Annotated in this window: 9 protein-coding genes; 7 read left to right on the top strand and 2 right to left on the bottom strand. The window is 69.5% G+C overall.

The window, feature by feature from the left end:
* The first annotated feature begins 231 nt into the window (after positions 1 to 231).
* From AB0B94_RS19855 to AB0B94_RS19835, 5 genes are all read left to right on the top strand, one after another.
* Positions 232 to 825, top strand: coding sequence for a hypothetical protein (locus AB0B94_RS19855; protein ID WP_238670584.1), 594 nt, complete (start codon positions 232 to 234; stop codon positions 823 to 825).
* Between the two features lie 11 nt (positions 826 to 836).
* Complete coding sequence (locus AB0B94_RS19850; RefSeq protein WP_357281861.1) at positions 837 to 1,913, top strand: hypothetical protein; 1,077 nt, start codon at positions 837 to 839, stop codon at positions 1,911 to 1,913.
* Between the two features lie 198 nt (positions 1,914 to 2,111).
* Positions 2,112 to 3,770 carry a sodium:solute symporter family protein gene (locus AB0B94_RS19845; RefSeq protein ID WP_357281858.1) on the top strand — a complete coding sequence of 553 codons (1,659 nt, stop codon included), beginning with the start codon at positions 2,112 to 2,114 and terminating at the stop codon, positions 3,768 to 3,770.
* 16 nt (positions 3,771 to 3,786) lie between these two features.
* On the top strand, positions 3,787 to 4,095 hold the full coding sequence (locus tag AB0B94_RS19840; protein ID WP_357281856.1) for a hypothetical protein: 309 nt from the start codon (positions 3,787 to 3,789) through the stop codon (positions 4,093 to 4,095).
* A gap of 120 nt (positions 4,096 to 4,215) precedes the next feature.
* Positions 4,216 to 4,602, top strand: coding sequence for a hypothetical protein (locus AB0B94_RS19835; RefSeq protein WP_238670492.1), 387 nt, complete (start codon positions 4,216 to 4,218; stop codon positions 4,600 to 4,602).
* 121 nt (positions 4,603 to 4,723) lie between these two features.
* On the opposite strand, the gene AB0B94_RS19830 is transcribed toward AB0B94_RS19835, so the two are convergent.
* On the bottom strand, positions 4,724 to 6,511 hold the full coding sequence (locus tag AB0B94_RS19830; RefSeq protein ID WP_357281853.1) for a glycoside hydrolase family 6 protein: 1,788 nt from the start codon (positions 6,509 to 6,511) through the stop codon (positions 4,724 to 4,726).
* A 601-nt stretch (positions 6,512 to 7,112) separates the two neighbouring features.
* Here AB0B94_RS19830 and AB0B94_RS19825 point away from each other — a divergent pair.
* Entirely contained in the window at positions 7,113 to 8,306 is a 1,194-nt protein-coding gene (locus AB0B94_RS19825; protein ID WP_357281850.1) for a hypothetical protein, read from the top strand.
* A gap of 1 nt (position 8,307) precedes the next feature.
* Positions 8,308 to 9,006, top strand: coding sequence for a class F sortase (locus AB0B94_RS19820; protein ID WP_238670496.1), 699 nt, complete (start codon positions 8,308 to 8,310; stop codon positions 9,004 to 9,006).
* Between the two features lie 75 nt (positions 9,007 to 9,081).
* Here AB0B94_RS19820 and AB0B94_RS19815 read toward each other — a convergent pair whose 3' ends face one another.
* A complete protein-coding gene (locus AB0B94_RS19815; RefSeq protein WP_357281848.1) occupies positions 9,082 to 14,163 on the bottom strand; it encodes an NAD-glutamate dehydrogenase in 5,082 nt (1,693 codons plus the stop codon).
* Positions 14,164 to 14,302 lie beyond the last annotated feature (139 nt).

Raw genomic sequence — 14,302 nt, 5'->3', positions numbered from 1 at the left:
CTGCCGGTTGCGCGCCCGGCCGCGTCGCCGGGCACCGGCGCGGGCGCCTTGGGCAGGATACGTAATCGGAGGCTGTTTCACTACCGCCCGTGTCGTCACCGCCCAAGCGCCTCTTCGGGGATGAATCAGGTTTTGCCCGGTGAGTAGTTGCGCCCCTCGTCAGGAAAGTGTCTCGGATCGGGATTGGCGATCACTGCGTGGAGGGAATAGCAGATGACGAAGGAGGAGCCCATGTCGCCCACGCAGATAGTCGTCATCGTGCTCGTCGTGCTGGTGATCGTCGCGGTGCTGGCCGTGGCCGCCCGCTCGCTCAACAACCGCCGGGCCCTGCGCAACCGGTTCGGACCGGAGTACGACCGGGTGGTGGCGGAACAGGACAGCCGCTCCGCCGCGGAGCGCGAACTGCGCGACCGGGAACGCCGGCATGCCGAGCTCACGCTCACCCCACTCACCCCGGAGTCCCGGGCCCGGTACGCCGCCGCCTGGGAGGAACTCCAGGTCCGCTTCATCGACTCCCCCGGCGAGACAGTGGGTGACGCTGACGAACTGGTCACCCGGCTCATCGAGGAGCAGGGCTACCCGACCGGTGACTTCTCCGACCAGATCGCCCACCTCTCCGTCGAGCACGCCCGCACCCTGACCAACTACCGGGACGCGCACGAGATCCATCTGCGCAACTCCCGGGGCGAGGCCAACACCGAGGAGCTGCGGCAGGCGGTCGTGCACTACCGCGCACTCTTCGCCGACCTGCTGGGCGAGGAGCCGGTCGGCCACCACACGCCCGAACAGCGCCACCACCCGGACCACGACGCCACGAGCCGCTGAGGAGGCCACCGATGCGCCAGGAAGAGCAGCAGGTGAGCAACGACCACCCGGAGGCAGTCCGGTCCGCGCCCGTGCCGGTGCCCCCGGCCGGCGACCGGGCCGGCCGCTCCGACGTGCCGGAGGACGCCCTCGACGACCGGGGCACCTTCGACGACCAGGCCGCCGCCCACGAGCGGGCCGACGACACCGACCGGGACGCCGCGTACGACGCCGACGACACCGACCGGGACGCCGCGTACGACAGGGCCGACGACGAGCTGACCGACGACTCCGACCCGCGCCACCGGCGCGACGACCGGTCCACCGACGAGGGCGGTTTCCACGAGCCGGGGCCGCTGCCCACGACGTTCGGCGCGACCACTGTGGCCGACGCGGTGGCCGCCTCCGCGCTGGCCAGCCCGCGTCCGCAGGATCAGCCGGACCCCCGGGCCGAGCGGACCGCCCAGCCGGGCGACGGCGCCGAGGATGGTGAGCGGGAGGGTCTGCGCGCCGACCCGACAGCGGAGCTGCACCGGCGCGACGCGGACGTCGACGACAGCGCGGACGTCGACGGCCGCACCGACCTCGACGACAGCGCCGACGCTGACACGTCCGCGCGGACCGTCATCCCCCCGGGGAGCACTGACGGCGACCCCGAGCGGCGCGTCGATCTGACCGGCGACCGGGACGCCGCCGCGGCGGGCGCGGCCGGCTACGGCAGCGCGACCCCGGAGATGGTCGACCCGGACGCGGACGGCGAACCGGTCCCCGGCGACGACACCAGCCCCACGCTGGAGTCCGCCGGAACGTCCCGACCCGCCGGGTCGACAGTAGCGGCCGAGCCGGCCACGCTCCTCGACGCGGACACCGCACAGGGCTTCCGGGACCGCTGGCGGGACGTGCAGCTGCGTTTCGTCGACGACCCGCAGGCTGCTGCCGGCGAGGCGCAGTCGCTGGTGCAGGAGGCCATTCAGGCCCTCTCCTCGGCGCTGGCCGCCCAGAAGAACACGCTGGGCGGGTGGCAGGACGCCGGCTCCGCCGACACCGAGCAACTGCGGATGGCGGTCCGCAACTACCGGGACTTCCTGGACCGCGTACTCGGTCGCTGAGTCCACCCGACCAACACTGGCGCCCCGGCCGAAACGGCCGGGGCGCCAGCTTGCGTGCCGATCGTCGCCGAGCCCGCCAGACCGCCCGAAGGGCCCGAACACGGCAGTCCCGACACCTTCGGGAGTGAAATCGCGCGGACGGGGTAATAGGGCGCGCGCGAACCAACCAGCGTGGACGTCGGGACGAGGGGTGACGGGATGGACGGCGACGGTCTTCGGCTCAACATGAACGGCCTGGACTACCTGATCCTGGCGCTGTACTTCGTCACGGTCCTCGGGGTCGGCTTCGCCGCGCGCCGGGCCATCCGGACCAGCGTCGACTTCTTTCTCTCCGGCCGCTCCCTGCCGGCCTGGGTGACCGGTCTCGCCTTCGTCTCGGCGAACCTGGGCGCGTTGGAGATCATCGGAATGGCCGCCAACGGGGCCCAGTACGGCGTCATGACGGTCCACTACTACTGGATCGGCGCGGTCCCGGCGATGGTTTTCCTGGGCATCGTGATGATGCCCTTCTACTACGGCTCCAAGGTCCGCAGTGTGCCGGAGTACCTGCGGCTGCGGTTCAACCGCCCCACCCACCTGCTCAACGCGATCAGCTTCGCCGTCGCCCAGGTGCTGATCGCCGGCGTGAACCTGTACGCGCTGGCCCTCGTCATGCAGGCGCTGCTCGGCTGGCCGCTCTGGACGGCGATCGTGGTCGGCGCGGCGATCGTGCTGGCGTACATCACCATCGGCGGCCTGTCCGGGGCGATCTACAACGAGGTGCTCCAGTTCTTCGTCATTCTGGCCGGCCTCATCCCGGTCACGGTGATCGGCCTGGTCAAGGTCGGCGGGTGGAACGGCCTGATGGACGCGGTCGGCGACACCAAACTCGGCGAGGCCGGGCTGCACGCCTGGCAGGACACCGGCAGCACCGCGAACCCGCTGGGCGCGCACTGGATCGGCATCGTCTTCGGCCTCGGCTTCGTGCTGTCGTTCGGCTACTGGACCACGAACTTCGCCGAGGTGCAGCGGGCCCTGTCGGCCAAGAACATGAGCGCCGCCCGGCGTACGCCGATCATCGCCGCGTACCCGAAGCTGTTCATCCCCCTGGTCACTGTCATCCCTGGCCTGGTGGCCCTGGTCACCGTGAAGGGCCTCGGCGCGGAGAGCGGCGACCTGCAGTACAACAACGCCATCCCGCTGCTGATGCGCGACCTGCTCCCCAACGGCGTGCTCGGGGTGGCGGTCACCGGCCTGCTCGCCTCGTTCATGGCCGGCATGGCGGCCAACGTGAGCGGCTTCAACACCGTCTTCACTTACGACATCTGGCAGGCGTACATCCGCCGTGACCGGTCGGACGACTACTACCTGCGGGTCGGCCGGTGGGCGACTGTCGCCGCAGTGGTCATCGGGATCGGCACCGCGTTCATCGCGGCCGGGTTCAGCAACATCATGAACTACATCCAGGCGCTCTTCTCCGTCTTCAACGCGCCGCTGTTCGCCACCTTCATCATCGGCATGTTCTGGAAGCGGATGAGCGCGCTGGCCGGCTTCTGGTCGCTGCTGCTGGGCACCCTGGTGTCGCTGAGCCTCTACCTGCTCTACAAGGGCGGGGTGATCGATTTCAACTCCGACCTGGAGGAGAGCTTCTGGGGCGCCGGTCTGGCGTTCGTCACGGCGGTGGTGGTCGCCGCGATCGTCACTCCGCTCACCTCGCCCAAGCGGGACGAGGAGCTGCGCGGGTTGGTGTACGGCATGGGCGGCGTCGACCTGAAGGGCGACGTGCTCGCCGGGGACGCCGCCTGGTACCGCTCCCCGGTGCTGCTCGGTCTGATCGCGGTCGCGCTGGCCGCCCTGTTCTACATCCCGGTCTTCTAAGGAAAGGGGTCGGCAGATGAGTAACGATGGCCAGCCGGCACAGGACCCGCTGATCGACGAGGCGCAGGCGGAGCAGCGGCGCTCGGCCGCGGCCCGGCTGTTCGACATCCGCCGGGTGATCGGTGGCCTCTTCGTCGCGTACGGGGTCATCGTGACGCTGATCGGCATCTTCGACAGCCGGGCCGAGATCGACAAGGCCGAGGGCGTACGGATCAACCTGTGGGCCGGGCTGGTGATGCTCGTGTTCGGGCTGCTCATGCTGCTTTGGCAGTGGTGGCGCCCGGCGGAAGCGCCGGCCCCGAACGAGCAGCAGCCGGACGCCTGACCGCCTGACCGCACGGCATGCGCACGGCCCGGCCGGACCGCCGGGCCGTGCGGCATGAGCGCGGCACGAAGGGGTACGTGGGGGAAATCAGGCACCGTGTCGGACACAGGAGGCAGCACCATGACCGATCGCGATCGCCAACCGCCGTTGGAGGACAGCCCCGAGGTGGCCTCGGCGGTGGACGATGACGCCACCGTGCCGCAGTTGCGGACCGGAGGTGGCCCGGACCGGGACACTCCGGGCTTCGCCGAACCCCGCAGCCGACCGGACGACCTCGCACCCGACACCGACGAGCTGATCGGCGATCCGTACGCCGCCGGCACCGGGGCGACCGGGACGGGCACCGGCGCTGGCGGGGACAACATCCGCACCGGTGGCGAGCAGCAGTGGGAGCCGGAGGACCTGGTGATGGCCCGCGGGCAGGATCTGACACCGGAAAACCTGGAGAAGGCCCGCCGTGACCTGGCCGAGCAGGGCCGGGCGGCGATCGAACGCACAGTGCCCTGATCGGGGGCAAGGGGGGGTCCCCGGCCCGACCTGTGACGGTCGAGCCGGGGACCCGGGGGGAACCTGCTGCCAACAGTGCCTCACCAACCACTGGCAGCGGGTTGGTGCGTGGGCTACCCGATCAGAGCGCCGGGTAGGCGTTGCGCATGAGCTCCTGGAACTGGGCGGAGAACCAGGCACCGGAGATCGGTGCGTTGGCCAGCGCCCCGGACGGGTTGTTGCCGTTGCGGGCGTTGCCGCCGTACGTCGGGTCGCACATCCGGTCGAAGCCCTTGCCCTCGTTGTTCGGGATCTCCTTGCTGGAGCCGTCCGACTCACCCGGCGGCTTCACCCAGACGTAGGCGTCGATACCCGTGGCCGGGTTCGCCCGCGGCCGCTCGCCGAGACCGGCACCGGCCTGGTTGCACCAGTTGCCGAGGTGGGCCCGGCGGTCGATGCGGCCCCCGTTGACGTACGTGTCCACGCTGGTCGTCGCGCCCGGGCCGGTGGGCCGGGCAGAGCCACCCCAACCGTTGCGGGACGTGTCGATCAGCATGCCGATGTTGGAGTTGAAGCCCACCGAGACCAGCTGGTTGCGGAACGCCTGGGCGAAGGACAACTCGTCGACGTAGAAGTTCCAGTCGACCCACTTGGACTGCCGCACGGTCTGGCCGTTCACGTTGTCGGTGACCTTGAAGTACGGCTCCTGCAGCGCCGAGTAGTTCGCGGTGTTGGTGATGAACCCGTGCACGTTGTTGACAGTGCTGCCGGAGGCGACAGCGGCGGTCTTCAGGATGTTGGAGGTCGGGACGAAGTTGGAGTCCCAACCGAGCCAACCGTGGTGGCCGGCGTCGATGTAGTTGTAGACGTTGCCGATCGCGCCCAGCTTGGCGAGGGCGTAGCCGACACCGTTGACGTACGCGCCGTTGGCCTTGACCGTGTCGCACATGACGGTGCCGCCGGCCTGATCGGACGTGTTGGTGACCAGGTTCGGCAGGGAGTCGATCTCGATGATGTTGATGATCCGCAGGCTGCTGTACTTCGACTCACCCTGGATCGCGGCGATCGGGTCGATGTACTGGGACTTGTACTTCGGCAGTTCGTCCGGGCCCAGCTCGCCGTTGGAGGCGAGCGCCGAGCAGTCCCGGCCGGGCAGGTTGTAGATCACGAACTGGATGTAACCGGCGCCCTGACGCAGCGCCTCGTCCAGGTGGTCCCGCACTCCGAAGGCGCCGTTGGAGCTGCTGTCCGGCGTGCCGTTGATCGCTGCGATCCGGTCCAGCCAGACGGCGGTGGGGTTGTTGGAGACCCGGCTTCCGCCGGCCTCGGCGTCCGCCTTGGCCTTCCACTCCGGGTTCACGTACCCGCGCACCCCGGCGTACGGGTTGTCGACCTTGACGCCGGGAGGCGTCGTGGTCGGCGGATCGGTCGGCGGGTCGGTCGGCGGGTCGGTCGGCGGATCGGTCGGCGGATCGGTCGGCGGGTTAGTCGGCGGCGTGGTGCCACCGTTGCAGACCACACCGTTCAGGGTGAACGAGGTCGGCTTCGGGTTGCTGCCGCTCCACGCGCCGTTGAAGCCGATGCTCGTCGACGCACCGGTGGCCAGGGTGCCGTTGTAGGACAGGCTCCGGGCGGTGACCTGGCTGCCGGACTGGGTGAACGTGGCCGACCAGCCCTGCTGCACCCGCTGGCTGGAGTTGGCGAAGGTCCAGCCCAGCGTCCAGCCGTTCAGCGGGTCGCCGACGTTCTTGATGGTGACGCTCGCGGTGAAACCGCCGGGCCAGTCGTTGCTCGTGTACGCGATGTCGCACTGCGTCGCGGCCTGCGCCGCGGTAACCGGAATCGTTACGAGCCCACCGGCGACCAGGGCACCCGCGCCGGCGAGCGCGAGGGCCCGGCGTGGGCCGGTTAGCCTTCTCCACACATTCATGCCACTGATCTCCTTGGGCGAGACCGGGCCCAGGTACGGCCCGGCGGGACGGCCCGATGGGCGTCCTGCACGGACGGCCGTCGGCGCCAACGGGATTCTTTGGGGGCGCCCGACCCGGACGGGCGATGGTGGTGGTGGTGCCCGGCCGATGCGTCGGCCGGTCGATCGGCGGCGGGTGCGTCGCCCGGTGAAACCGGGTGCCCTCGACTCCCCTGCCTGCACGGTGTGGCTCTCTGAACCGCGTTCGCCGATTCTTGCATGGGAGCGCTTCCATGGCAATGGCTCGATGCCTCGCCGGGGAGTCGTTTCGGACGATACCTCCGAGTGCGCCCGACCGGCACGTGCCGCTCGGGCCCGCCGTTACCGGATGACCGGGGCAGGCCGGGCACGGGCAGCGCGGAACACCGTGGCCCACACACAGGCCCCGGGACGCCTGACACGACACTGAGTGCGGCGAAAGCCGCGTACCACCCCTTCACCTCTTACCCGGATCAAAGGTAAAACGCGAATCTTTCACTTCATAAGTCATGAAACGGTCTAACGTCGGTCTTAGCTCGGTTGTCGCCGAGCTCAGGACAACAGGGATGGAGTGACGCAGGTCATGGCTAAGAAGATGCTCGGGAAGGTCGTTGCGGGCGCCGCGCTCGGCGGCGCGTCGCTCCTGGTGTTCGCACCGGGGATCGCGTTCGCCGACGGCCACGACGACGGCAAGGTCTACGCCAAGCCGCACGTCGTCAAGGCTGGCGACGAGGTCAAGCTCCTCGAGATCTGCCCGGATCGGCAGGAGCACGCGTACGTGTGGTCCAAGGTCACCGGCAAGGTCAAGCTCAAGCCGGCGCACGAAGAACGGGGCGAGGACCGCGAGTGGCGCGAGGAGGAGAACTCCTCCGACCACGACAAGGGCAAGGACGAGCACGGCAAGGACGAGAACGGCAAGGACGAGAACGGCAAGGACCACGAAGGCAAGGACGACAAGGGCAAGGACCACGAAGGCAAGGACGAGAACGGCAAGGACGAGCACGGCAAGGACGACAAGAGCAAGGACGAGCACAAGGACGAGAACGGCAAGGGTGGCCAGGGTGGCGGCGCTGCCGCCGACGCCTACGGCGACGAGGACAGCAAGGACTGGAAGGGCGAGGAGCACGGCCAGGACGCCGAAGAAGGCCGTGACAAGAAGGACTGGGACTCCAAGGACGAAGACAAGAAGGACTGGGAGTCCAAGGACGAGCACGGCTCCGAGTACGGCTCCGACAAGGGCTGGGAGTCCAAGGACGAGCACGGCTCCGAGTACGGCTCCGACAAGGGCTGGGAGAACAAGGACGAGCACGGCTCCGAATACGGCTCCGACAAGGGCTGGGAGAACAAGGACGAGCACGGCTCCGAATACGGCTCCGACAAGGGCTGGGAGAACAAGGACGAGCACGGCTCCGAGTACGGCTCGGACGAGCGCGGCGGTTACGGCAAGGACGAGCGTGGCTCGGACGAGCGTGGCGGCTACGGCAAGGACGAGCGCGGCTCGGACGAGCGTGACTGGGACAAGGAGCGCGAGTTCGTCTACTACGGCGAAGCCAAGGTGGACAAGGACGCCAAGCCGGGTCGCTACGAGCTCAAGGGCTCCTGCGGCGAGGGCGAGCTCGTCGTGCTGCCGCACGGCGGTGTCGACGGTGGTGACGGCGGCGTCAGCACCGGTACCGACCGGGGCCTGGCCACCGGCGGGGCGGGCCTGCTCGGCGCTGCCGCGCTGGGCGGGATCGTGCTGATGCGTCGTCGGCGGACCGATGGTTCGCTCGTCTGACGTGACGACGACACCGGCCGGCGGCCGTCGCGGGAGACCGTGGCGTGCCGCCGGCACGGCCGTCGTCGTCACCATGGCCATGATCGGTGCCGGCATGATCGGCGCCTCCCTGAAGACCACGCCCACTCCCCGACCGCCGCAGCCGCTGGCGCAGGCCGGCCCCGAGGCGACCGGGCCGGCGAGCACCGCCGACGATGCCCCTCCGGTCGATGGGCAGCCGGTCGGTCAGGCGGCGGCCGGGTTGGCCCGTTCGGCACCGACCAGCATCGAGATCCCCCGGATCGGCGTCGACGCGACGATCATGTCGTTGGGCACCAACCCGGACGGCACGGTCCAGGTCCCTCCGCTGGAGAAGGCCGACCAGGCCGGGTGGTACGAGCCAGGGGCGAGCCCCGGCGAGACGGGCAACGCGGTCATCGTCGGGCACGTGGACTCGGCGGTGCTCGGCCCGGCTGTCTTCTTCGACCTCGGCGCTCTCACCCCCGGCGACACCGTCACAGTGCGCCGCGCCGACGGAGTGCCGGCCACCTTCACCGTCGACTCGGTGAAGTCGTACCCGAAGACGGCCTTCCCCACCGAGCTGGTCTACGGACCGAGTGACCGGCCGAGCCTGCGGGTGGTCACCTGCGGCGGTCAGTTCGATCAGGCCGCGAAGAGCTACCCGGACAACATCGTCGTCTTCGCCACCCTGGCGGCCTGACCGGCGGCGAGACGAAACGCGGTCCGGCCGGTCGGGTCACCCGCCCGGCCGGACCGCGTCCGGCGTACCTCTGACTCAGGCGGCCGCGGAGGTCCGTACCAGGGTGCGGATCTGGCGCAGCAGCACCGACAGGGCGGCGAGATCCGCCCGCGACTCGTCGAACTCACCCATCGCCCGCCGGGCCCGGTGGATCGAGGTGGCGTTCGACTGTTCCCACTGCTGCACCCGCTCGTGCGGCGGCAGGTCGCCCGGTGTGGAGTCCAGTACCTCCGCGGTGAGCGCGGCCAGCGCGGCGTACAGGTCGTACCGCAGCGCCATCCGGGCCAGCGTCTGCCAGCGGTCCTCCCGCGGCAGCAGGGAGATCTTCGACAGCAGCGAGTCCACCCGGAACAGGTCCGACAGCACGAAGTAGACCGAGGCCACCTCGCTGACGTCCCGCCCACTGGCGTTCGCGGTCTCCACCACGTCCATCAGACCGAAGCTGTACATCAGCCGGGTGGCCCGCTCCGCCAGCTCGCGGGGCAGCCCACGCTCGGTCATCGAGTCCATGTGCGCGGCGATGCCCTGGCGTTCGTTGCCGTAGAACAGCTCCTCCAGCCCCGGCAGCAGCCGGGTGACCCCGTCGCGCAGCCGGGCGATCTCGGCCGGCACGTCGATCGGCGAACGCCGGTTGGAGACCAGCCACCGCACCGCCCGGTCGAGCAGCCGACGAGTGTCCAGGTAGACGCTGGTCTGCAGCTCCGGCGCCACCTTGTTGTCCAGCGCCTCGACCTCGTCCCACAGGTCGCGCAGGCCGAACACCTCGCTGACCACCACGTACGCCCGGATCACGTCGGCCGCGCTGGCCGCCGTCTCCTCGACCACCCGGAAGATGAACGAGATGCCACCCCGGTTGATCGCCTCGTTGACCAGCACTGTGGTGACGATGTCGCGGCGCAGCCGGTGTCGGCCCATCCGGTCGGCGAACCGCTCGCGCATCGGCGTCGGGAAGTAGTTGACCAGGACGTCGGTCGTCCACTCCTCGTCGGCCAACCCCTCGGTGAGGATCTCCCGCTCCAGGACGATCTTCACGTACGCGAGCAGCACGGCGAACTCCGGCGCGGTCAGCCCGGACTCGCTGCGGACCGCCAGTTCCTCGTCCGGCGGCAGCGCCTCCAACGCGCGGTCCAATCCGCCCGAACGCTCCAGCTCGTTGATCATCCGACGGTGCACCGGAAGCAGCGAGGCGGCCTGGGCCTGGGCGTTGTTGATCGCCCGAGCCTGGTCGTAGTTGTCCCGCAGCACCAGCTCCGCGACCTCGTTGGTCATCCCGGCCAGCAGCTCGTCCCGGTCGTCAGTGGTCAGCTCACCGTCGGCCACCGCCGTGTTGAGCAGGATCTTGATGTTCACCTCGTGGTCGGAGGTGTCCACCCCGGCCGCGTTGTCGATGAAGTCCGTGTAGATCCGGCCACCTGTCAACGCGTACTCGATCCGGCCGAGCTGGGTCCAGCCCAGGTTGCCGCCCTCGCCCGCCACCCGGCAGCGCAGGTTGCGCCCGTCCACCCGGATCGCGTCGTTGGACTTGTCGCCCACCTCGGCGTTGGTCTGGGTGGAGGCCTTGACGTAGGTGCCGATGCCGCCGTTCCAGAACAGGTCCACCGGGGCGGTGACGATCGCCTTCATCAGGTCCTGCGGCGACAACTGCGTCACGTCGTCGTCCAGGCCGATCGCCGCCCGCACCTGCGGCGTGATCGGGATGGACTTCGCGGTACGCGCGAAGATGCCGCCACCTGCCGAGATCAGCTCCGGGTTGTAGTCCTCCCAGGAGGAACGGGGCAGGTCGAACAGCCGTCGACGCTCCGCGTACGAGGTGGCCGCGTCCGGCTCCGGGTCGAGGAAGATGTGCCGGTGGTCGAAGGCCGCCACCAGCCGGATGTGCTCGGAGAGCAGCATCCCGTTGCCGAACACGTCGCCGGACATGTCGCCGACACCGACCACAGTGAAGTCCTGGGTCTGGGTGTCCAGGCCCAGCTCACGGAAGTGCCGCTTGACCGACTCCCAGGCGCCCCGGGCGGTGATGCCCATCTTCTTGTGGTCGTAGCCGGCGGATCCGCCGGACGCGAACGCGTCGCCCATCCAGAAGTTGTGGGCCTTGGAGATCTCGTTGGCGATGTCGGAGAACGTCGCGGTGCCCTTGTCGGCCGCCACGACCAGGTACGGATCGTCGCCGTCGTGCCGGACCACGTCCTCGGGCGGCACGATCTGCCCGCTGACGATGTTGTCGGTGACGTCCAGCATCGCGCCGACGAACTCCTGGTAGCAGGCGACCGCCTCGTCCCGGTCGCCCGGCTTCTGCTTCAACACGAAGCCGCCCTTGGCGCCGACCGGCACGATCACCGTGTTCTTCACCATCTGCGCCTTGACCAGGCCCAGCACCTCGGTGCGGAAGTCCTCCCGACGGTCGGACCACCGCAACCCGCCCCGGGCCACCGGCCCGAACCGCAGGTGCACACCCTCGAAGCGGGGCGAGTAGACGAAGATCTCGAACTTCGGTCGCGGCGCGGGCAGGTCCGGAATGGCCTGCGGGTCGAGCTTGAACGCCACGTACGCCTTCGGCCGCCCGTCGGCGCGCTTCTGGTAGAAGCTCGTCCGCAGGGTCGCCTCGATCAGCGTCAGGTACGAGCGCAGGATCCGGTCCTGGTCGAGGCTCGCCACGTCGTCCAGCGCGCCCCGGATCGTCTCCACCAGCTCACCGCTGCGCTGCTGCCGCTGCTCGGTGCTCAACTCGCCCGGCGCGAACCGGGTCTCGAAGAGCTCCACCAGCAACGCGGCGAGCTTCGGGTACGCGATGAAGGTCTGCTCCATGTAGTCCTGCGAGAAGACCGTGCCGGCCTGCCGCAGGTACTTCGCGTACGCCCGCAGCACCACCACCTGCCGCCAGGTCAGCCCGCCGCGCAGCACCAGCTCGTTGAACCGGTCCACCTCGGCCTCGCCGCGCCAGGCAGCCGCGAAGGCGTTCTCCACGTGCGGGCGCACCTCGGCCAGCTCGTGATGCCCCTCGGGCAGCATGAGGCCGAAGTCGTACAGGTAGACCCGACCGTCGATCCGGTCCACCTCGTACGGGTGCTCGTCGACCACCCGTACGCCGAGCGAGTGCAGCACCGGCAGCACCGCGGAGAGCATCATCGGCTCGCCGTAGCGGTAGACCTTGAACCGGACGTCCATCGCCTCGGCCAGGTCGGCGCCCGGCACCCGGGTGCCCGGCCGGGGCGCCAACTGCTTGCGGAACAGGTGCATCTCCAGCTGGCCGGGCTCCTCCAGCAGCTCCAGCTTCGCCAGGTCCTTCATCGCCTCGTACGGCGTGTGCCCGTCCTTGTAGCCCTCCGGGAACGCGTCGGCGTACCTGGTGAACAGGTGCTTGGCCTGCTCGTCGCCGAGCTTGCGCTCCAGCACCAACCGGTAGTCGTCGTCCCACAGTCGGGTGGCGTCGGCCAACTCCTCGGCGAGCAGGTCGGCGTCGATGTCGCCGGGTGGCCGCGTCGGGTCGGTACGGACGATGAAGTGCACCCGGGCCAGCATCGACTCGGTGACCCGGGTGGTGTAGTCCACCCCGACACCGTTCAGCTCACGCAGCAGGATGTCCTGCATGCGCAGCCGGTTCTGGGTGGTGAACCGGTCCCGGGGCAGGTAGATCAGGCAGGAGATGAACCGCCCGTACGCGTCGCGACGCAGGAAGACCCGCAGCTGCCGGCGGCCGGCCATCCGCAGCACTCCGACCACCGCGTGGTACAGGTCGTCGGTCTTGATCTGGAACAGCTCGTCGCGCGGATAGGTCTCCAGGATCTGGATCAGATCCTTGCCCGAGTGGCTGCGCCGGCTCAGGCCGGAGCGGTCCAGCACCTCGGCCACCTTGCGGCGTACCACCGGCAGCTCGCGGACGCTGGTCCGGTAGGCGGCTGTCGAGAACAGGCCCAGGAAGCGCCGTTCACCGATCACGTCACCGGCGGAGTTGAAGATCTTGAAGCCGATGTAGTCCAGGTACGCCGAGCGGTGCACTGTGGCCCGGGAGTTGGCCTTGGTGATGATCAGCAGGCGCTTCTCCAGCACCTTCTCGTGCGCCTCGGGCGTCATCGAGGACAGCGACCGGGCGTCCGGCGAGTCGGAGCGCAGAATGCCCAGACCGGTGCCGAGCACCGCCTCCAACGCCTTGCCGTCGACCGGGTCGGCGGCGTCGCCGCCGTCGGCGTCCACCAACCGGTACTCGCGGTAGCCGAGGAAGGTGAAGTGGTCCTGGGCGAGCCACCGCAGCAGCTCCACCGAGTCGGTGATGTCCTTTTCCGGCACCGGTGGGCGGTTGTCGGAGGTACGGGCGGACGCCAGCTCGTCGGCGAGCGCGAGGGCACGCTGACGCATCTTCGGCCAGTCCTCCACCGCCTCCCGCACGTCGGTGAGCACCCGCTGCAACTCGCGGCGCAACCGGTCCCGTTCGGCCGCGTCCCGGACGGGGTCGATCTCGATCCGCATCCAGCTCTCGATGATGTCGCCGGCGATCGCGTCGTCCGGTTCCACATCGGCGGAGACCTCGGTGAGCCGACCCAGCGGCTCCCGCCGCACCACCACCAGCGGGTGCACCAGCAGGTGCACGTCGAGGTGGTACGAGTTGAGCAGCGCCGTCACCGAGTCGACCAGGAACGGCATGTCGTCAGTGACGATCTCGACGACCGTGTGGTGCTGGTCGGCGTGCGGTTCGTGGATCCGCAGCTTCAACTCGCCTGGCACCCGCTGCTGGGCGAGATCCCGGTGTGCCCGGGCCGCGTCGAGCATTTCTTCCGCCGTGAAGCCGACCAGCTCCTCGTCCGGGGCGAACCGCCAGAAACGGCCGACAAGTGTCGCCGCGTCGTGGTCGTCCCCGGCGAGCGCGACGGCCTGGGCCACCAGGCGCTCCGCGTTGGGGACGGGTTCGTCGAGCTCGGCGTCCTCCACGTCGTCGGCCAGCGCCTCGGCTGGCAGACCCAGATCGTAGATGGTGTCGATGCTCGACCCGGTCAGCCCGGTGACTCCCGTGTCGAGTCGGCCGTAGCCGTCCCCGTCGGTCGCCGAATCGAAGCTGTCATCGTCCCGGCCGGAGTCATCCTGCCGGAGGTCGGGTTCCGGTTTGATCGCCGGACGCCGGTCCATCGGTGCCACTCCCCTCGACCCACCGCGTTGTGGGTCACTCTGCCGCCCAGCCTAGGCCCTGCCGTTGTGCGCCTTCGTCGGCGGACCACTGGCCAGACGTCCGGATCGGGACTTTGTCCTTTCACCCGTTGCGGGTCCG

The sequence above is a fragment of the Micromonospora sp. NPDC048986 genome (genome assembly GCF_040649335.1).
Lineage (GTDB): Bacteria > Actinomycetota > Actinomycetes > Mycobacteriales > Micromonosporaceae > Micromonospora > Micromonospora alfalfae.
Note: the sequence above shows the minus strand (reverse complement) of the source record. Positions and strands in the feature narration are given on the sequence as shown.

Coding starts and splice junctions, on each gene's coding strand:
- AB0B94_RS19855 (WP_238670584.1), top strand. CDS start 232: ATGTCGCCCACGCAGATAGTCGTCATCGTGCTCGTCGTGCTGGTGATC.
- AB0B94_RS19825 (WP_357281850.1), top strand. CDS start 7,113: ATGGCTAAGAAGATGCTCGGGAAGGTCGTTGCGGGCGCCGCGCTCGGC.
- AB0B94_RS19850 (WP_357281861.1), top strand. CDS start 837: ATGCGCCAGGAAGAGCAGCAGGTGAGCAACGACCACCCGGAGGCAGTC.
- AB0B94_RS19845 (WP_357281858.1), top strand. CDS start 2,112: ATGGACGGCGACGGTCTTCGGCTCAACATGAACGGCCTGGACTACCTG.
- AB0B94_RS19840 (WP_357281856.1), top strand. CDS start 3,787: ATGAGTAACGATGGCCAGCCGGCACAGGACCCGCTGATCGACGAGGCG.
- AB0B94_RS19830 (WP_357281853.1), bottom strand. CDS start 6,511: ATGAATGTGTGGAGAAGGCTAACCGGCCCACGCCGGGCCCTCGCGCTC.
- AB0B94_RS19835 (WP_238670492.1), top strand. CDS start 4,216: ATGACCGATCGCGATCGCCAACCGCCGTTGGAGGACAGCCCCGAGGTG.
- AB0B94_RS19815 (WP_357281848.1), bottom strand. CDS start 14,163: ATGGACCGGCGTCCGGCGATCAAACCGGAACCCGACCTCCGGCAGGAT.